The following is a 17,705-nucleotide window of genomic DNA, read 5'->3' as shown; positions in this document are numbered from 1 at the left end:
CCAGCCCTCGCATCTCCTGCGCCGCCCAGAGCGGTGGGGCCCTTCCCGGGCCCCACCGCTTCCGCGCGTTCGCCCGCTTCCGCGCGTTCCGCTCGTCGACGCGTCCCGGTTCAGCCCGTCCGCTGCCCCGGTACGAGCAGGGCGCGGGTGCCGGCCGCCCCGAGCCATACGGCCGCGAGCGCGGCGAGCACGGTACCGGCGAGGTAGGCCAGGGCGAGCAGCGGCTGCCGGTCGCCGACCAGCCGCTGGACGTCGACCGCGTAGGTGGAGAACGTGGTGAAGCCGCCGAGCACGCCGGTGCCGAGGAACGGGCGCAGCAGCCGGTGGGCCGACCGGACCTCGGTGATCAGCACCATCAGCACACCCATCAGGGCGCAGCCGGCGGCATTGACCGCCAGGGTCGTCCAGGGGAAGGCGCCGGGCCCGGCGGGCCAGAGCAGCGAGGCGCCGTAACGGGCCGCGGCCCCCACGGCACCGCCCGCGGACACCGCGCCGATCACCGGCCACTGCCCCTGCCAGGGCCTGGCCCGGCGGGCTCGCTCGTTCATAGGTCTCCCGAGATCATCGGCGCCCTCAGGCTAACCCGCCCGCCGACCGCCGGTTTGCGCCCCCGGCCGTTTGACAGCACCAAACATGGGATGTTCCCATCACCGGTGAAATGAGATCGGAGGATGGCCCATGCCGCTGCGGAGCACTGTCCGTACCAACCTGGTGGATCTGGTCATCGAGCAGATGGAGAGCCTGATCGCCAGTGGCGAATGGCAGGTCGGGACGAAGATCCCGGCCGAACCGGTGCTCGTGGAACAGCTCGACGTCGGCCGTAACACCGTCCGCGAGGCGGTCCGCGCCCTGGTGCACACCGGGATGCTGGAGCCACGCCAGGGCGACGGCACCTACGTCCGCGCCAGCAGCGGCTTCGGCGCCGCCGTCCAGCGCAGACTGCGGCGGGCCGGCGACCTGGAGGCGTTCGAGGTGCGCGCCTCGCTGGAGCGGGATGCCGCGCGCTACGCGGCCCAGCGCCGTACCGACGAGGACGTCACCGCGCTGCGCACCGCCCTCGCCGTCCGCGATCGGGCCTGGAAGAGCGGTGATCTGGCCGCCTTCGTCGACGCGGACATGGACTTCCACCGGGCCGTCGCCGGTGCGGCGCACAACAGCGTCCTCGCCGAGCTGTACGACCACCTCAGTGACGCGCTGCGCTCGACGCTCCAGTCCGTCGTCGGCGCCCCGGTCCCCGAGTCCGTACGCAACCAGTACGCCTCGCACGAGGCCATCGTCGACGCCATCGAGGCACAGGACCCCGAGGCCGCCGAACGCGCGGCGCTGGCGCATCTCTCCGAGGGCATGGCGGCGCTGCGCGACACCCCCGACACCGCAACCCCCGACGCCGCTGCCGGTGCCGGTGCCGACCGCTCGAAGGGAGCGCAGAAGTGATCCAGGACCGGACCGCCACACGTACGGCCCCCGATACGGCCCCCGATACGGGCACCGCCTCCACAGGAGCGCCGGCCGCGCCGCCCCGGTCCACGGGCGCCGCCCCGGGCATCGCCGGGCGGCGGCGCGCCCTGTACATCGGCGTCGGTGTCATCCTGCTGGCCCTGAACCTGCGTCCGGCGCTGGTCGCGGTCTCACCGCTGGCCGGCACCATCCGTACCGACAGCGGGATGTCGGCCGCCGCCACGAGTCTGCTCACCGCGCTGCCGCTGCTCTGCTTCGGCCTGCTGGCACCGGTCGCGCCGCGGCTGGGGCGGCGGTTCGGCATGGAGCGCTCGCTGCTCGGCACGATGGCGCTGATCTGCGCGGGCACCGCGCTGCGGCTGCTGGACTCGGTCGTGGCGCTGTTCGCCGGGACGATCGTGATCGGTGCCGGGATAGCCGTGGCCAACGTCCTGCTGCCCGGCCTGATCAAGCGGGACTTCCCGGCCAGGGCCGGGCTGATGACCGGCCTGTACTCGATGTCGCTGTTCGGCGGCGCCGCCCTGGCGGCCGGCATCACCGTGCCCGTCCAGCAGGCCGCCGGCCTCAGCTGGCAGGCCACGCTCGCCTGCTGGGGTACGCCGGCGCTGCTGGCGCTGGTGTTCTGGCTGCCGCAGACCGGCGCCCGTACGCGGGTTCCGGCGGGCGCGGCCCGCGAGGCGGCGCACCCGGTGCGCGGGCTGTGGCGTGACCCGCTGGCCTGGCAGGTCACCGGTTACATGGGCCTGCAGTCGCTGAGCTACTACGCGGCGGCCGCCTGGCTGCCGACGATGTTCACGGACGCCGGGATGAGCGCCGGTGACGCCGGCTGGATGCTGTCCTTCTCCTCGCTGCTGGGCATCGCGGGCTCGTTCCTCGCCCCGGTGATCGTCGGCCGGCGGCTGCGGGCCGGCGCCCTGGCCGCCCTGGCCGCGCTGCTGTGTGCGGCGGCGTTCACCGGCGTACTGGTGGCGCCGGTCGGCGGCGCGTACGTCTGGACGGTGCTGCTCGGGCTCGGCCAGGGCGCGGCGATCAGCCTGGCGCTGCTCTTCATCGTCCAGCGCGCCCCGGACATCCGGCACACCGCCCAGCTCTCCAGCATGGCCCAGTGCTTCGGCTACATCCTCGCCGCGACCGGCCCGTCCGTCCTGGGCGCCGTACATGACGCGTCCGGCAGCTGGACGGTGCCGCTGGCGGTCCTGCTGGCGCTGCTGATCCCGCAGATCGCGGCGGGCTGGGGCGCGGCCCGCCCCCGGCATGTGGCCGGGCGGTAGCCGCCTGCGGCCACGACGGCGGCCAGGCGTTCCGCCTACAACCAGCCGTTCCGTTTGAAGCCGCGGTGGATGGCCCAGCAGAGGGCCACGGTCAGGGACATCACCAGGGGATAGCCGAATGTCCAGTGCCGCTCCGGCATGTGATCGAAGTTCATGCCGTAGACGCCGCACACCATGGTCGGTACGGCGAGGATCGCGACCCAGGCGCTGATCCTGCGCATGTCCTCGTTCTGGGCGACGGTGACCTGGGCGAGGTGGGCCTGGAGTATGGAGTTGAGCAGTTCGTCGAAGCCGGTGATCTGCTCGGTGACCCGGTCGAGGTGGTCGGCGACGTTCCGGAAGTACGTCTTGATCCGGGAGTCGACCTGCCGCATCGGCCGGGTCGCCAGTTCCCGCATCGGCCGGTCCAGCGGGGCCACCGCGCGCCGGAGTTCCAGCAGTTCGCGCTTGAGCTGGTAGATCCGGCCGGCCCCGCGGCTGCCGCGGACGGAGAAGACTTCGCTCTCGACGTCGTCGATGTCGTCCTGGACGGCGGCGGTGACGTCGAGGTAGTCGTCCACGACCAGGTCGGCGACGGCGTGCAGCACGGCGGACGGGCCGAGCGCCAACTGCTCGGGGTCGCACTCCAGTTGTTCGCGCAGCGGGCCCAGCGAGCCGTGCCCGCCGTGCCGTACCGTGATCACGAAGTCGGTGCCGGTGAAGACCATGATCTCGCCGGTCTCCACCACCTCGCTGGTGTCGGTGAGCCGGTCGTGCTCGACGTAGCGGACCGTCTTGAACACCGTGAACAGCGAGTCGTCGTAGGTCTCCAGCTTCGGCCGCTGATGGGCGTGGACCGCGTCCTCGATGGCGAGCGGGTGCAGCCCGAACAGCTCGACGATGCCGGAGAATTCCCGCTCGGACGGCTCGTGCAGCCCGATCCAGACGAACCCCCGGCCGGTGTCCCGGACCCGGCGTATCGCCGCGTCGGCCGGGTGGTCGCCGTCCTGGCGTACGCCGTCCACGTAGACCGCGCAGTTCACCACGGCGGTGCCGAGCGGCGAGCGTGCCGGGTGGCTCAGGTCGACGCCCCGGCTGCGCGGCTGCGGCAGCCGGACGGCCTTGCGGAGGTTGCGGATCATCGACACCCGGACAGTATGGCCCGCGGCGGGTGGCGGGGCGTAGGGCCTGGGCGGGTTTTGGCCTGCCCAGGACCCTCGTTCATCCGGCACCGTGGGCCGGCGCCCGAGGATCAGCGCCCCAGGACCGCCGGCCGCCGGACCACCGGGCCCCGGGCGCTCAGGACGTCAGCGCCGGCTCCGCTTCCCGCTCCCCCGCGGCCTCGTCCGTCGTGGTCTTCGTCGTGGTGTCCGTCGCGCTGTCCGCCACGGTGTCCGCCGCCGCGGGATGCTGCGCACGGACCCGCCGCGGAAGCAGGAACAGCAGGCCGAAGACGAGGACCAGGCCGCCGGATACCCACCACAGGGCGTGGGTGGTGGCGTCGATGAACGCGGTGCCCGCCGCGGCGCCGGCCGCCGCCCCGCCGCTCTCCCCCGCGTCACCGACGACGCCGAAGAACGCCACCGAGGACAGCCCGAGGCCGAGCGCCATGCCCAGCTGGCCGGTGGTGTTGAAGATGCCGGACGCCGAACCGGAGTGCTCGGCCGGCACCTCGGAGATCGCCACATCGGTGATCGGGGCGACGATCAGGCCCATACCGGCGCCCATCAGCAGCATCGCCGGCGCCATCTGCCAGGACTGCATGGCGGTGCCGTAGTGCCCGGCCTGCCAGATGTAGAGGAGCGCACCGGCCAGCATGATCAGCGCACCGGCCTGCAGCACCTTGCGGCCGTGACGCGGCACCAGCTTCTGGACGGACATGCCGGCCGCGACCGAGCAGGCGAGCGAGAACGGCACGCCGGTCAGCCCGGCGCGCAGCGGGCTCCAGCCCAGGCCCAGCTGCATGTAGAGCGTCCAGATCAGGAAGAAGAGGCCGGTGACGACGCCGAAGGTCAATTGCACACCGGCACCGGCGGCAAAGGTCCGCACCCTGAAGAGGGAGAGCTCGACGAGCGGCGAGCCGTCCTTGCGGGACTTGGCGCGCTCGTACCGTACGAACCCGGCCAGCACGAGCGGGCTCGCGGCCATCGAGACGAAGCCCCACACCGGCCAGCCGGACTCGCGGCCCTGGGTGAGCGGGTAGAGCAGCATCAGCAGACCGGCCGTGGCCAGTGCGGTGCCGACGAGGTCGAGGCGGAGCGCGTTCGGGGAGCGGGACTCGGTGATGAAGCGGCGGCCGAGCAGCATGCCGACCACGCCGACCGGCAGGTTGATCAGGAAGATCGGGCGCCACTCCAGGCCGAAGAGGTTGCCCTCGGTGAGCAGCGCGCCGATCAGCGGGCCGCAGACCGCGCCGAGGCCGATCACCGCGCCGAACATCCCGAAGACCTTGCCGCGCTCGTGCGCCGGGAAGCTGACGTGGATGATCGCCAGCACCTGCGGCACCATCAGCGCGGCCATCGCGCCCTGGAGCACCCGCGCGCCGACCAGCATCCCCGGGGTCGCGGCGAGCCCGCACAGCGCGGAGGCGACCGTGAATCCGGCCATGCCCAGCAGGAACAGCCGCTTGCGGCCGAAGATGTCACCGAGCCGGCCGCCGGTGATCAGGCCGAGCGCGAAGGCGAGGGCGTATCCGGCGGTGACCCACTGGAGCGCGCTGAAGGTGGCGCCGGTGTCCCGCTGGATGCTCGGAATGGCGATGTTGACGATCGTGGCGTCCACCAGGTCCATGAAGCTGGCGGTGAGGACGACGGCAAGCGCTATCCAGCGTCTGCGGTCGGCCGGCGCGGGGGCGGTCGTGGTCATGGGGTGCGGTTCTCCAAGGGTGGTGGCTCCGGATGTTCCGGATGGCGTTCGTCCTCGACAGTAGACGTGATGTAGGACAGCTGTGGTCCTACTAGGACGGGCATCATCGGTGCCATGAGTGAGACGTCGGCACGACTGCTGAATCTGCTGTCCCTGCTGCAGACCCCGCGCGAATGGCCCGGCCGCGAGCTGGCCGAGCGACTGGGGGTCACCTCCCGGACGATCCGCCGCGACATCGAGCGGCTGCGGGACCTGGGGTATCCGGTGCACGCCACGATGGGCGCGGAGGGCGGCTACCGGCTGGCCGCGGGCACCGCTATGCCGCCGCTGCTGCTGGACGACGAGGAGGCGGTGGCCATCGCGGTCGGCCTGCGCTCGACGGCCGGCCACACCATCGCGGGCATCGAGGAGGCGTCCGTACGGGCGCTGGCCAAGCTCGAACAGGTCCTGCCGGCCCGGCTGCGGCGGCGGGTGGGCACACTCGGCACGGCCACCGTCCCGATGCCCGGCGACGGCGGGCCGACCGTCGACCCGGAGCATCTGACGGTGCTCGCCGCGGCCATCACCAACCACGAGCGGCTGCGCTTCCGGTACCGGGCGGGCGCCGGGGCGGTCAGCAAGCGCCTGGTGGAACCGCACCGGCTGGTCGCGGCGGGGCGGCGCTGGTACCTGGTCGCGTACGACAACGACCGCGAGGACTGGCGGATCTTCCGGGTGGACCGGCTGAGCGAGCCGTTCCCGACCGGCGTCCGGGCCACGCCCCGGGAGCTGCCGGCCGCCGACGCGGGCGCGTATGTCCGTGCGCGGATGCAGGGGATGACGCGGACGCACCGGGCGGTGGCGACGGTGTACGCGCCCGCCGCGGAGGTGGCCGCCCGGCTCGGCGGACCGGCGGCGGGCGAGGTCGAGGCGCTCGACGAGGCGTCCTGCCGCTGGCACAGCACCTCTGAGTCACTGGAGTGGCTGGCGATGCGGCTGGCGCTGCTGGGGCGCGAGTTCACCGTGGACGAACCGCCGGAGCTGGTGGCGTACCTGCGGGAGATGGGCGGCCGGGTGAGCCGGGCGGCGGGCGGGAGCGCGGCGGATCCCTCGTGACGGAATACCCCCATGGGGTATATGGTTGCCCTGGATGGCGCACCGTGGCAGAGAGTCGCCACCCGCGCAGCACGGCAGCCACCACCGTCGCCGCACCGCACGCCGCGCACAGCGGCACCGAGCGGCGCGCAGTCGCCGCACACCGAGGAGCACGCATGGCCACCGCGATCGGAGAGCACCGCGTCGAGCTGGAGATCGGCGGGATGACCTGCGCCTCGTGCGCCGCCCGCATCGAGAAGAAGCTCAACCGCATGGAGGGGGTCACCGCCACCGTCAACTACGCCACCGAGAAGGCACAGGTGGCGGTGGCGGAGGGCGCCGAGGTCCGGACCGCGGACCTGATCGCCACCGTGGAGAAGACCGGCTACACCGCCACGGTCCCCGAGCCGCCGGCCCCCGCGCCGGCCGCGGGCCCGGCGGACGAGCCCGCCGCCGGCGCGGGCCGGGGCGGCCCGGACGAACCGGCCGCCGCCGGGCTCGCCGCACTCCGGCAGCGGCTGCTGATCTCCCTCGCCCTGACCGTCCCGGTGGTGCTCATGGCGATGGCGCCGCCGTTGCAGTTCACGTACTGGCAGTGGCTCTCGCTCACCCTGGCCGCCCCGGTGGTGGTGTACGGCGCCTGGCCGTTCCACAGGGCGGCCGCGACCAACCTGCGGCACGGCGCCGCCACAATGGACACCCTGATCTCGATGGGCACTCTCGCGGCATTCGGCTGGTCCCTGTGGGCGCTGTTCTTCGGGCATGCCGGTATGCCCGGAATGACCCACCCGTTCGCCTTCACCCTCACCCGTACCGACGGCAGCAGCGCGATCTACCTGGAGGCCGCGGCCGGCGTGACCACGTTCATCCTGGCCGGGCGCTACTTCGAGGCGCGCTCGAAGCGGAAGGCGGGCGCCGCGCTGCGGGCCCTGATGGAGCTGGGCGCCAAGGACGTCGCGGTGCTACGGGACGGGAAGGAGACCCGTATCCCCACGGCCGAACTGAGCGTCGGCGACCACTTCGTCGTGCGCCCCGGGGAGAAGGTCGCCACCGACGGCACGGTCCTGGAGGGCTCCTCCGCGATCGACGCGTCGATGCTCACCGGCGAGTCCGTCCCGGTAGAGGTCTCCCCCGGGGACACCGTCACCGGGGCCACCGTCAACGCGGGCGGGCGGCTGGTCGTCGAGGCCACCCGGGTCGGCGCGGACACCCAGCTCGCCCGGATGTCGCGGCTGGTGGAGGACGCGCAGAACGGGAAGGCCGCGGCGCAGCGGCTGGCGGACCGGATCTCCGCGGTCTTCGTCCCGGTCGTGATCGTGCTCGCCCTCGGCACCCTGGGCTACTGGCTCGTCGCCGGGGCCGGCGCGGTGGCCGCCTTCACCGCGGCCGTCGCCGTCCTGATCATCGCCTGCCCGTGCGCGCTGGGGCTGGCCACGCCGACCGCGCTGATGGTCGGCACCGGCCGCGGCGCCCAGCTCGGCATCCTGCTGAAGGGTCCCGAGGTGCTGGAGTCGACCCGTAAGGCCGACACCATCGTGCTGGACAAGACGGGCACGGTCACCACCGGCGTGATGACGCTGACCGACGTGCACCTCGCCGAGGGCGCCGACGAGGCGGAGGTACTGCGGCTGGCCGGCGCGCTGGAGCACGCCTCCGAGCACCCCGTCGCGCGCGCCATCGCGACCGGCGCCGCGTCCCGTACCGGCGCCGCGCTGCCCACCCCCGAGGACTTCGCGAACGTCCCCGGCCTGGGCGTCCAGGGCGTGGTCGAGGGGCATGCCGTCCTCGTCGGCCGCGAGCGGTTGCTGACCGAGTGGTCGCAGTCCCTGCCGACCGCGCTGGCCGAGGCCAAGGCCGCGGCCGAGGCCGAGGGCCGTACCGCGGTGGCCGTCGGCTGGGACGGTGCGGCGCGGGCGGTGCTGGTCGTCTCCGACGCGGTGAAGCCGACCAGCGCCGAAGCGGTCCGCAGCCTGCGCGCGCTGGGCCTGACGCCGGTGCTGCTGACCGGGGACAACAAGGCCGTCGCCGAGGCGGTGGCCGCCGAGGTCGGTATCGACGAGGTGATCGCCGAGGTCCTGCCCGAGGACAAGGTCGCCGTGGTCGAACGGCTCCAGGCGGAGGGCCGCTCGGTGGCGATGGTCGGCGACGGCGTCAACGACGCGGCCGCGCTCGCCCGCGCCGACCTGGGCCTGGCGATGGGGACCGGCACCGACGCCGCCATCGAGGCCGGTGACCTCACCCTCGTACGGGGCGACCTGCGGGTGGCCGCGGACGCCATCCGGCTGGCCCGGGCCACCCTCGGCACCATCCGCGGCAACCTGTTCTGGGCGTTCGGCTACAACGTGGCGGCGCTCCCGCTGGCCGCCGCGGGACTGCTCAACCCGATGATCGCCGGCGCCGCGATGGCCTTCTCCTCGGTCTTCGTCGTCGGCAACAGCCTGCGGCTGCGCCGCTTCAGGGCACTGGTCCAGGAGGACGTACGGGGCTGAGCCCAGCCGTACGGGGCCGAGCCGCACCGCCGGGGCCGGGACCGGGACCTCTGGTTCCGGCACCACCGGGACCTCCGGTTCTGGCACCTGTCTCCAGATCTGGCGCCGGAACGTTGGCGGATCGCTCACCCGCCGGCCCGGACCGGCGGGTGAGACTGGTGAGGCAGCAGCCACCGTCCACGTACAGGGGAACTGAACTCATGACCGGGTCACGCGTCCTGGCTCTCGGCCATTACCAGCCCTCCGGCGTGCTCACCAACGACGATCTCGCCGGCATCGTCGAGACCGACGACGCCTGGATCCGCAGCCGGGTCGGTATCCGCACCCGCCATGTCGCGGCGCCCGACGAGACCGTCGACGCGATGGCGGCCGCCGCCGCGGCCAAGGCCCTGGCCGCGGCCGGCCTCGCCCCCCAGGACATCGACCTGGTCCTGGTCGCCACCTGCACGGCCACCGACCGCAGCCCCAACACCGCGGCCCGGGTCGCCGCCCGCCTCGGGATGGCCGCCCCTGCCACCATGGACCTCAACGTGGTCTGCGCCGGCTTCACCCACGCCCTGGCCACCGCCGACCACGCCATACGGGCCGGCGCCGCGACCCATGCGCTGGTCATCGGGGCGGAGAAGTTCACCGACGTCGTGGACTGGACGGACCGTACGACCTGTGTGCTGGTCGGCGACGGGGCCGGAGCCGCGGTGGTCACCGCCTGCGACGAGAACGGGCCGGAGCGGCCGGACCGACCGGGGATCGGACCGGTCCTGTGGGGATCGGTTCCGGAGATGGGCGAAGCGGTACGGATCCAGGGCGAGCCCGCCCGCTTCGCCCAGGAGGGCCAGACCGTCTACCGCTGGGCGACGACCCGGCTGCCGGGCATCGCCCGGGAGGTCTGCGCACGCTCCGGGATCCGGCCCGAGGACCTCGCCGGTGTGGTGCTCCACCAGGCCAATCTGCGGATCATCGAGCCGTTCGCGGAGCGGCTCGGCGCGGTCAACGCGGTGATCGCCAGGGACGTCGTCGACTCCGGGAACACCTCCGCGGCATCCGTGCCGCTGGCCCTGTCCAAACTGGTCGAACGCCGTGAAATCGCCCCGGGTGACCCGGTCCTGCTGTTCGCCTTCGGCGGCAACCTCTCGTACGCGGGCCAGGTCATCCGCTGCCCGTGAGGCGCTAGCGGCTGGGGGGCAGGGCTGCGGGACAGCATCCTGTACGTGCGGGCATCCGGGCGTCAGGATGCCGTCCGCTGCACTACGCCGGATCGGCCGGATGCTCACCCATGTACAGCACGCCACAGAGGCGGCAGAACGGCTTGGCGCCGGCATCGCCCCAGGCGTCGGCCGGCAGGGTGGCGGCGGCCGGGGCGAGGTCCCGCCCGCACATGGCCGTGGTGGTCCCGACCCGCGTCATGTGCCAGAGCTTGACCGGGGTGTCCTCGTGCGGCAGGACACCTTCCTCGTACTCGGCGCGAATCTCGTGCTCCATGGCGGTGCACCTCCTCACGCCAACGATGCGCCAGCGGATCGACGGCCACAACGCCAGCCCCGCGACCGGGGCAACCCCCGACCCCCAAAACCCCGGCGCGTCAGAACACCGACCAACCCGTCAGCGTCGTGAAGTGGTCCAGGGCCGCCGCCCCCGCGACGGAGTTGCCGCGGGCGTCGAGGCCGGGGCTCCATACGCACAGCGTGCAGCGGCCGGGGATGACGGCGATGATGCCGCCGCCGACGCCGCTCTTCGCGGGCAGCCCCACCCGGTAGGCGAACTCCCCGGCCGCGTCATACGTCCCGCAGGTCAGCATCACCGCGTTGATCCGCTTGGCCTCGCGCGCCTCCAGCAGCCGGCTGCCGTCGGCGCGCAGCCCGTGGCGGGCCAGGAAGCCGCCCGCGACGGCCAGATCGCGGCAGCTCATCTCGATCGAGCACTGCCAGAAATAGTGCTCGATGACGCTGGAGACGGGGTTCTCCAGGTTGCCGAAGGACGCCATGAAGTGCGCCAGTGCGGCATTGCGGTCGCCGTGCGCGGCCTCGGAGTCGGCCACCGCCTGATCGAAGGCGACGTCCGGATTGCCGCTCTCCTCGCGCAGGAAGTGCAGCATCGACGTGCTCGCGTCACCGGTCAGGGTCTGCAGCTGGTCGGTGACCACCAGAGCGCCGGCGTTGATGAACGGATTGCGCGGAATGCCGTTCTCCGCCTCCAGCTGGACCAGCGAGTTGAACGGCGTACCGGACGGCTCCCGGCCGACCCGCTTCCAGATGTCGTGGTCACCCTGGCTCCCGTGACTGCTGTGGCTCTGCGCCATCACCAGCGCCAGGGAGAACGTCTTGGAGATGGACTGGACGGAGAACGGCACCTCCCAGTCGCCCACGCCGTACACCGCACCGTGTATGTCGGCGATCGCGATCCCGAAACGGTCCGCCGACACCCGCTCCAGCGCGGGTATGTAGTCGGCGACCTTTCCGTGCCGTACGAACGGCCTGGCGTAGGCCGCCACCTCCTCGAGAACGCCCTGGTAGTCCATGTCGGACACGCTAACCCGAGGTGAGCGGTGCCCCCATCGGAGCCCCCCGCCGGCGCTCGGTACGCCGGTACACCGAATGGCCCCTCCGGGTCGCGCACTTCCTCGTGATCCACCAGCCTGGCACGGGAACCCCACGGCCGCCCGAGCCGTTGATCCCTTACGACACGGACCACACGGAGGTGGCTCTATGGCCGGGTTTCTGGATCGCGCCAAGGAACAGGCCCGTCACGGGCTGGAGCAGGGCAAGCAGAAGGTCGAAGAGGTGCAGGCGATGCGCGCCGGCAACGACCTGCTGAGAAAGCTGGGCGCGGCGTACTACGCCGAGAAGCGGGGCAGCGGCTCGGGAGAGGCGACACAGCAGGCGCTGAGCACCCTGGAGGCCCATATCTCCACCCATGGGGACGGCTTCCTGCGCGGATGACGGGACGGACGCGGTCATCCCGACTGCGTCCGGTCGTCCTGGCTGCGGCCCTCACTCCGGCTGCGCCGGGTCGCACCGACTGCGGCCCGGCCCGGCGTTCGTCGGCCCGCACACCCGCACAATGGAGGGATGACCGCCCCCGTCGACCTCGCCGCCGCGCTGCGCCCGCAGCTGCCCTCTCCCCTCCAGGAGATCGACGACGAGGCCTTCGCGCGGCGCGGCGTACGGCTGCTGCTCAAGCGGGACGATCTGATCCACCCGGATCTTCCGGGCAACAAGTGGCGCAAGCTCGAGCCGAACCTGCGGGCCGCGGCCGCCGCGGGTGACCACGCGCTGCTGACCTTCGGCGGGGCGTACTCCAACCACCTGCGGGCCACGGCGGCGGCCGGCCGCCTCCTCGGCTTCGCCACCATCGGCGTGGTCCGTGGCGACGAGCTGGCCGACGCACCGCTCAACCCCTCCCTGGCCCGCTGTGCCGCCGACGGTATGCGGCTGCACTTCATCGACCGGGGCCGGTACCGCCGCAAGGACGACCCGGAGGTGCTCGCCGCACTGCACGACCGGTTCGGCGCGTTCCGGCTGATACCGGAGGGCGGCAGCAATGCGCTGGCCGCCCGGGGCTGCGTGGCGCTGGGCGAGGAGCTCCGCGGGGTCGCCGGCACGGTCGCGGTGGCCTGCGGCACCGGCGGCACCCTGGCGGGCCTCGCTGCCGGCCTGGGAGAGGACGGACACGCGATCGGCATTCCGGTCCTCAAGGGAGGCCGTCCGCACTTCCTCCAGGAGGCGGTCGAGCGGCTGCAGCAGGCGGCGTTCGGCGGCCCGCGCGGCAGCTGGCGCCTGGACGACCGCTTCCACTGCGGCGGATACGCCCGCCGCACCCCCGAGCTCGATGCCTTCGCGGACGCCTTCGAGCAGCGCCACCGCCTCCCCCTGGAGCGGAGCTACGTCGCCAAGCTGCTCTACGGACTCACCAGCCTGGCCGAGGAGGGCGCGTTCCCGCGCGGCAGCACGGTCGCCGCGGTCGTCACCGGCGCCCCCTGACCCCACGCGGGCCCCCGCAGGATCCTCCGGGCTCCTTCAGGCGCGTGGTGTGACGACCGGAACGTGGTGGGAGAGATGGGCACGCAGGGTATTCCGTCCGGAGGCCCGCGGCCGCACCCCGGGATGTACGGCGGCGGCCGGGACAAGGCACCACACACCACCCCCACGAAGATCCACATGGGCCGCGGCCACGAGGGTTTCGCGTGGTCAGTCCCGGAATGAAATGAACCGTCCATCGGTTTTTACCGATCGAGCGGTGCACGGCCCATGGACGAACGGGCGGTCTTCCGGCTCACTGGAAGTGCGCTGCACAACCTCGCGGGCGCCTGGCGCGTCAACAGAGCGTAATCAGCCTCGAATTGGCAGCGCACACCCCCTAGCCACTGTACGTACCCATAGTTTTACAATGAGTGACAGCGGTGGCGTCCGGCGACCGGAGGACGGCGCCTCCCCCGGAGGAGGGTCGTGCTCCTTCCGGGCGACACCGGCCCACGGATCGCGATAGCGTCACAGCCGAACCATGTGCAGCGCCGAATCGTTCTCCTTTCAACCCGACAGGAGAAAGGACCGGCGTGAAATATCCCCAATAACGCGAATATCGCGCAATTACAGCTCAACCAGCTTGTGCCACCTTGGAGGTGAGGGTGTCCCAGATCGCAGGCGAGCCCGGGACTCAGGACTTCGTGGAAGTCCGTCTGCCCGCTGCGGGTGCCTACCTGTCTGTGCTGCGTACGGCCACGGCCGGGCTCGCAGCCCGCTTGGACTTCACCCTCGATGAGATCGAGGATCTGCGCATCGCGGTCGACGAGGCCTGCGCGATCCTGCTGCAACAGGCCGTCTCCGGCAGTGTGCTGAGCTGCGTCTTCCGCCTCATCGACGACGCACTGCAGGTGACCGTGTCCGCCCCGACGACCGACGGCCGGGCCCCGGAGCGGGACACCTTCGCCTGGACGGTGCTCTCCGCACTGGCCGGCAAGGTCGATTCCACTGTCGCCGAGGACCGGACGGTCACCATCAGTCTGTACAAGGAGCGCGGCGCCGGTCCCGGACCGTCATGACCGAACAGGGGGCCCCGTGAAAGATCTCGAACGCGGCGGGCGGATGGCGTCCAGTGCGACCATCCCCGAGCAGCACGCCCGGCGGCATCCGGTGGGCGTGGACGACCACGGCGGCCATTTGGACGCGGCGGAGCAGGCAGAGCGGGCGGACCACATGGACCAGAGCGAGCAGCAGGGCCGGCAGGCGCAGCAGCACGACGCGCCGGCCGCCGACAAGACGCTGCGGGATCAACAGCATTCCCAGGAGCCACCGGACCGCGGCGGCGCCCGGGCGATGTTCCACGAGCTGCGCAAGCTGCCCGAGGGCTCCCCGGAACGGGCCGAGCTGCGCAACACCCTCGTCCGTATGCACCTCCCGCTCGTCGAACATCTGGCCCGCCGCTTCCGTAACCGCGGCGAGCCGCTGGACGATCTGACCCAGGTCGCCACGATCGGCCTGATCAAGTCGGTGGACCGCTTCGATCCGGAGCGCGGCGTGGAGTTCTCCACGTACGCCACCCCCACCGTCGTCGGCGAGATCAAGCGGCACTTCCGCGACAAGGGCTGGGCGGTCCGCGTACCGCGCCGCCTCCAGGAGCTGCGGCTGTCGCTGACGACGGCGACCGCGGAGCTCTCCCAGCGGCACGGCCGGGCGCCCACGGTCCACGAGCTGGCCGAGCATCTGTCGATCTCCGAGGAGGAGGTCCTGGAGGGTCTGGAGTCCGCCAATGCGTACAGCACGCTCTCCCTGGACGTCCCCGACACGGACGACGAGTCCCCGGCGGTCGCGGACACCCTCGGCGCCGAGGACGAGGCGCTGGAAGGCGTGGAGTACCGCGAATCCCTCAAACCGCTGCTGGAGGACCTCCCGCCGCGCGAGAAGAAGATCCTGCTGCTCCGCTTCTTCGGCAATATGACCCAGTCGCAGATCGCCCAGGAGGTCGGCATCTCCCAGATGCATGTCTCCCGCCTGCTGGCCCGCACCCTCGCCCAGCTCCGCGACAAACTCCTCGTGGAGGAGTGACCCGCCCCTGGCCGGTGGGAAGGGGGCGCCCTTTTCTCCCGCGCTACGGTGCTGTCATGTCTCGATCAGCCGACACCGGATCAGTCCGGTCTCCCGTCACCGCGGACGACGTCGGCCTTGCCGTGCGGCTCGCCGTGGACACCCTTCGGGACGCGCCCCCGGAGGGGTGGGGCGGTAAGGCCGGTTCGCTGGAGTGGGACTGCTGGGAGACCGTCGAGCACCTCGCCAACGACCTGTTCTACTACGCCGTGCAGCTGGGGCCGCAGAGCCCGCCGCTGGACACCCATGTGCCTTTCGCGTTGCGTCAGAAGAGGCCGGACGGACCCATGGTCTTCGCCTACGCGGACCGTGACGCGGGTCCGGCCGGCCTGGTGCAAGTGCTGGAGGCGTGCGGCGCGCTGCTGGTCGCCATGGTGCGGACGACCCCGCCCCGGGTCCGCGCCCACCACGCCGCCGGGGTGTCGGACCCCGAAGGCTTCGCGGCGTTGGGGGTGCAGGAAACGCTGGTGCACATGCACGATGTGGCGGAAGGCTTCGGGCTTGCCTGGACCCCGCCCTCCGCTCTCTGCTCGCGGGTGCTCGCCCGTCTGTTTCCCGAGGCTCCGGGCGGTGCGGATCCCTGGCTCACCCTGTTGTGGTCCACCGGCCGCGCCGAACTGCCGGGACACCCTCGCCTCACCATGTGGCGCTCGGACAGCACACCGCGGCCCTAGGAGCGGATCTGCTTCAGCCGCGGCCAGGATCCTACGGTGTCTCCCGCGGTCCGATGCCCAGGGCTTCGGTGGCTGTCGGGTTGACCAGCAGAACGAGCACGGTGAGTGCGGCCACCGCCAGCCCGGCGCCGGCGGCGATCAGCGCGCCACCGCCCTTGACCAGCGTCCAGGCCACCGGCAGGGCCACGATCTGGGTGATCAGCGAGGGGCCCCGGCTCCAGCGGCGGCGCAGCCACAGCCCGCGCGCGGCCACCAGCGGCAGCACCGCGAGCGCCAGCACGGTCAGCCCGCCCGTCTCCGCCTGCCGCGGGCTGTCCGGTGAACCGACCAGCCCCATGATCAGCATGTACGCGCCGAGGGCGGCCAGCGCGAGCCCCTCGGCTCCGGTGACCGCCGCGGCGGCGCTCAGCCGGGCGGGGCGCGGCCCGCTCGGCGCGGCCGGCGCGGCCGCGGCGGCGGTGCCGGCGGCGCTCTTGGCGGACTTCTTCTGCTGACTGCTCACCCCAGCAGGGTAGCGGTGGCGACCCGCCGAGCCGGGTACGCCCCGTAGGGCACGGGCCGCGAGACCGGATCGGGACAGGGCGCGAGACCGGATCGGGACAGGCCGTGAGACCGGATCGGGGCGGGCCCCGGAGCGGGATCGGGACGGGGCGTGAGGCCGGGTACCGGCAAGTAGGTACGCTCTGCACATGCGCGCACTCCTCGTGGTCAATCCCGCAGCTACCACCACCAGTGCCCGCACCCGTGAAGTCCTCGCCCACGCCCTCGCCAGCGATCTGAAGCTGGAGATCGCCGAGACCCGGTACCGCGGGCACGCCCGGGATCTGGCCCGGCAGGCGACCGAGGGCGGGGAGACCGAGCTGGTCGTGGCGCTCGGCGGTGACGGCACGGTCAATGAGATCGTCAACGGGCTGCTCGCCAACGGACCCGATCCGGACTCGCACCCCCGGCTGGCGGTCGTTCCCGGCGGCTCCACCAACGTCTTCGCCCGCGCGCTGGGACTGCCCAATGACGTCGTGGAGGCGACCGGTGCGCTCCTGGACGCGCTGCGGGACGGGAGTGAGCGCACCATCGGTCTGGGCCTGGCCGCGGGAACACCGGGCACCGAGGACGAAGGGGTGCCGGAGCGCTGGTTCACGTTCTGCGCGGGCTTCGGCTTCGACGCCGGTGTCGTCGGCCGGGTCGAGCAGCAGCGGGAACGCGGCAAGCGTTCGACCCATGCCCTCTACATGCGACAGGTCGTACGGCAGTTCCTGGGCGAGGCGAACCGCCGGCGCGGGGTGATCACCCTCGAACGTCCGGGCGGTGACGAGGGCGCCCCGGAGGTCGTCGAGAACCTCGCCATGGCCATAATCTGCAACACCGCACCCTGGTCCTACCTGGGCAATCGCCCGATCTACCCGTCCCCGGAGGCCTCGTTCGACACCGGGCTCGACTTGTTCGCACTGAGCAAGCTCTCGTCGTCCGCGGTGGCCCGCTACGCCACCCAGCTGCTGACGTCGACGCCCGATCGCGGCCCCCACGGCAAGCACGCGCTCTCGCTTCACGACCTCACAAGCTTCACCTTGCATTCGCAGGTTCCGCTGCCCTTTCAGATGGACGGTGACCATCTGGGCGTGCGTACGAGCGTGACGTTCACAGGCGTTCGCCGTGCACTGCGTGTGATTGTGTGAGCAGTAGGGCCTAAAGTCCTTTCACTCGAACGTTTAGACTGGTTCCCACCCCCTGGAATGACGGCTGTGACCGAGGCGACACCAAGGAATCAAAAAAAAGTTTCCGGAAGGGGTTGTATCCGCAGCCGAGGTTTGCGAGTCTCTT

General features: G+C 72.1%; 17 protein-coding genes. 11 read left to right on the top strand and 6 right to left on the bottom strand.

The window, feature by feature from the left end; all coding sequences use genetic code 11:
• Nucleotides 1–110: 110 nt before the first annotated feature.
• Entirely contained in the window at nucleotides 111–548 is a 438-nt protein-coding gene (crcB, locus tag AZE13_RS03470; RefSeq protein WP_066926614.1) for a fluoride efflux transporter CrcB, read from the bottom strand.
• Nucleotides 549–678: 130 nt separating this feature from the next.
• Here crcB and AZE13_RS03465 point away from each other — a divergent pair, with 130 nt between their 5' ends.
• Both AZE13_RS03465 and AZE13_RS03460 read left to right on the top strand, forming a co-directional pair.
• Entirely contained in the window at nucleotides 679–1,434 is a 756-nt protein-coding gene (locus tag AZE13_RS03465) for a FadR/GntR family transcriptional regulator (protein WP_066926613.1), read from the top strand.
• On the top strand, nucleotides 1,431–2,729 hold the full coding sequence (locus tag AZE13_RS03460; protein WP_398780090.1) for a CynX/NimT family MFS transporter: 1,299 nt from the start codon (nucleotides 1,431–1,433) through the stop codon (nucleotides 2,727–2,729). Before AZE13_RS03465 ends, AZE13_RS03460 begins: the two co-directional genes overlap by 4 nt.
• A 35-nt stretch (nucleotides 2,730–2,764) precedes the next feature.
• Here AZE13_RS03460 and AZE13_RS03455 read toward each other — a convergent pair whose 3' ends face one another.
• Together AZE13_RS03455 and AZE13_RS03450 are read right to left on the bottom strand one after the other, a co-directional pair.
• Nucleotides 2,765–3,850 carry a magnesium and cobalt transport protein CorA gene (locus AZE13_RS03455; RefSeq protein ID WP_066926611.1) on the bottom strand — a complete coding sequence of 362 codons (1,086 nt, stop codon included), beginning with the start codon at nucleotides 3,848–3,850 and terminating at the stop codon, nucleotides 2,765–2,767.
• Nucleotides 3,851–4,007: 157 nt separating this feature from the next.
• Nucleotides 4,008–5,573, bottom strand: a complete 1,566-nt coding sequence (locus tag AZE13_RS03450) for an MFS transporter (RefSeq protein ID WP_066926609.1) — start codon at nucleotides 5,571–5,573, stop codon at nucleotides 4,008–4,010.
• 114 nt (nucleotides 5,574–5,687) lie between these two features.
• Here AZE13_RS03450 and AZE13_RS03445 point away from each other — a divergent pair, with 114 nt between their 5' ends.
• The 3 genes from AZE13_RS03445 to AZE13_RS03435 all read left to right on the top strand — a co-directional run bounded on the left by AZE13_RS03445 (nucleotide 5,688) and on the right by AZE13_RS03435 (nucleotide 10,299).
• A complete protein-coding gene (locus tag AZE13_RS03445) occupies nucleotides 5,688–6,668 on the top strand; it encodes a helix-turn-helix transcriptional regulator (RefSeq protein WP_066926607.1) in 981 nt (326 codons plus the stop codon).
• A gap of 155 nt (nucleotides 6,669–6,823) precedes the next feature.
• Nucleotides 6,824–9,136 (top strand): heavy metal translocating P-type ATPase, encoded by a 2,313-nt coding sequence (locus tag AZE13_RS03440; protein WP_066926605.1) that lies wholly within the window; start codon nucleotides 6,824–6,826, stop codon nucleotides 9,134–9,136.
• 200 nt (nucleotides 9,137–9,336) lie between these two features.
• Nucleotides 9,337–10,299 (top strand): beta-ketoacyl-ACP synthase III, encoded by a 963-nt coding sequence (locus AZE13_RS03435; protein WP_066926603.1) that lies wholly within the window; start codon nucleotides 9,337–9,339, stop codon nucleotides 10,297–10,299.
• Nucleotides 10,300–10,381: 82 nt separating this feature from the next.
• Here the strand turns inward: AZE13_RS03435 and AZE13_RS03430 are convergent, their stop codons facing one another.
• Entirely contained in the window at nucleotides 10,382–10,615 is a 234-nt protein-coding gene (locus tag AZE13_RS03430) for a hypothetical protein (protein WP_066926602.1), read from the bottom strand.
• A 100-nt stretch (nucleotides 10,616–10,715) separates the two neighbouring features.
• Complete coding sequence (locus tag AZE13_RS03425; protein WP_066926600.1) at nucleotides 10,716–11,651, bottom strand: glutaminase; 936 nt, start codon at nucleotides 11,649–11,651, stop codon at nucleotides 10,716–10,718.
• Nucleotides 11,652–11,838: 187 nt separating this feature from the next.
• Between AZE13_RS03425 and AZE13_RS03420 the strand changes: the two genes are divergently transcribed.
• The 5 genes from AZE13_RS03420 to AZE13_RS03400 all read left to right on the top strand — a co-directional run bounded on the left by AZE13_RS03420 (nucleotide 11,839) and on the right by AZE13_RS03400 (nucleotide 15,887).
• A complete protein-coding gene (locus AZE13_RS03420) occupies nucleotides 11,839–12,072 on the top strand; it encodes a hypothetical protein (protein ID WP_066926598.1) in 234 nt (77 codons plus the stop codon).
• A 129-nt stretch (nucleotides 12,073–12,201) separates the two neighbouring features.
• Complete coding sequence (locus AZE13_RS03415) at nucleotides 12,202–13,113, top strand: 1-aminocyclopropane-1-carboxylate deaminase/D-cysteine desulfhydrase (protein ID WP_066926596.1); 912 nt, start codon at nucleotides 12,202–12,204, stop codon at nucleotides 13,111–13,113.
• Nucleotides 13,114–13,757: 644 nt separating this feature from the next.
• The gene (locus AZE13_RS03410) at nucleotides 13,758–14,171 is read left to right on the top strand and encodes an anti-sigma regulatory factor (protein ID WP_030413515.1); all 414 of its coding nucleotides are present in this window, start codon (nucleotides 13,758–13,760) and stop codon (nucleotides 14,169–14,171) included.
• A gap of 43 nt (nucleotides 14,172–14,214) precedes the next feature.
• On the top strand, nucleotides 14,215–15,174 hold the full coding sequence (locus tag AZE13_RS03405; protein WP_066927206.1) for an RNA polymerase sigma factor SigF: 960 nt from the start codon (nucleotides 14,215–14,217) through the stop codon (nucleotides 15,172–15,174).
• A 56-nt stretch (nucleotides 15,175–15,230) separates the two neighbouring features.
• Entirely contained in the window at nucleotides 15,231–15,887 is a 657-nt protein-coding gene (locus tag AZE13_RS03400; RefSeq protein WP_066926594.1) for a hypothetical protein, read from the top strand.
• Nucleotides 15,888–15,918: 31 nt separating this feature from the next.
• Here AZE13_RS03400 and AZE13_RS03395 read toward each other — a convergent pair whose 3' ends face one another.
• A complete protein-coding gene (locus AZE13_RS03395; RefSeq protein ID WP_066926592.1) occupies nucleotides 15,919–16,389 on the bottom strand; it encodes a hypothetical protein in 471 nt (156 codons plus the stop codon).
• 187 nt (nucleotides 16,390–16,576) lie between these two features.
• Here AZE13_RS03395 and AZE13_RS03390 point away from each other — a divergent pair, with 187 nt between their 5' ends.
• Complete coding sequence (locus AZE13_RS03390; RefSeq protein WP_066926590.1) at nucleotides 16,577–17,560, top strand: diacylglycerol/lipid kinase family protein; 984 nt, start codon at nucleotides 16,577–16,579, stop codon at nucleotides 17,558–17,560.
• Nucleotides 17,561–17,705 lie beyond the last annotated feature (145 nt).

It is taken from the genome of Streptomyces sp. NBRC 110611, assembly GCF_001590865.1.
GTDB lineage: Bacteria > Actinomycetota > Actinomycetes > Streptomycetales > Streptomycetaceae > Streptomyces.
The sequence above is the reverse complement of the archived record's forward strand: the minus strand, read 5'-3'. Positions and strand labels throughout refer to the sequence as shown.

Excerpts from the sequence above, each read along its gene's own strand:
- AZE13_RS03450 (WP_066926609.1), bottom strand. The coding sequence starts at position 5,573 with ATGACCACGACCGCCCCCGCGCCGGCCGACCGCAGACGCTGGATAGCG.
- AZE13_RS03430 (WP_066926602.1), bottom strand. The coding sequence starts at position 10,615 with ATGGAGCACGAGATTCGCGCCGAGTACGAGGAAGGTGTCCTGCCGCAC.
- AZE13_RS03400 (WP_066926594.1), top strand. The coding sequence starts at position 15,231 with ATGTCTCGATCAGCCGACACCGGATCAGTCCGGTCTCCCGTCACCGCG.
- AZE13_RS03445 (WP_066926607.1), top strand. The coding sequence starts at position 5,688 with ATGAGTGAGACGTCGGCACGACTGCTGAATCTGCTGTCCCTGCTGCAG.
- AZE13_RS03405 (WP_066927206.1), top strand. The coding sequence starts at position 14,215 with ATGGCGTCCAGTGCGACCATCCCCGAGCAGCACGCCCGGCGGCATCCG.
- AZE13_RS03465 (WP_066926613.1), top strand. The coding sequence starts at position 679 with ATGCCGCTGCGGAGCACTGTCCGTACCAACCTGGTGGATCTGGTCATC.
- AZE13_RS03420 (WP_066926598.1), top strand. The coding sequence starts at position 11,839 with ATGGCCGGGTTTCTGGATCGCGCCAAGGAACAGGCCCGTCACGGGCTG.
- AZE13_RS03425 (WP_066926600.1), bottom strand. The coding sequence starts at position 11,651 with ATGGACTACCAGGGCGTTCTCGAGGAGGTGGCGGCCTACGCCAGGCCG.
- crcB (WP_066926614.1), bottom strand. The coding sequence starts at position 548 with ATGAACGAGCGAGCCCGCCGGGCCAGGCCCTGGCAGGGGCAGTGGCCG.
- AZE13_RS03435 (WP_066926603.1), top strand. The coding sequence starts at position 9,337 with ATGACCGGGTCACGCGTCCTGGCTCTCGGCCATTACCAGCCCTCCGGC.
- AZE13_RS03440 (WP_066926605.1), top strand. The coding sequence starts at position 6,824 with ATGGCCACCGCGATCGGAGAGCACCGCGTCGAGCTGGAGATCGGCGGG.
- AZE13_RS03390 (WP_066926590.1), top strand. The coding sequence starts at position 16,577 with ATGCGCGCACTCCTCGTGGTCAATCCCGCAGCTACCACCACCAGTGCC.
- AZE13_RS03415 (WP_066926596.1), top strand. The coding sequence starts at position 12,202 with ATGACCGCCCCCGTCGACCTCGCCGCCGCGCTGCGCCCGCAGCTGCCC.
- AZE13_RS03455 (WP_066926611.1), bottom strand. The coding sequence starts at position 3,850 with ATGATCCGCAACCTCCGCAAGGCCGTCCGGCTGCCGCAGCCGCGCAGC.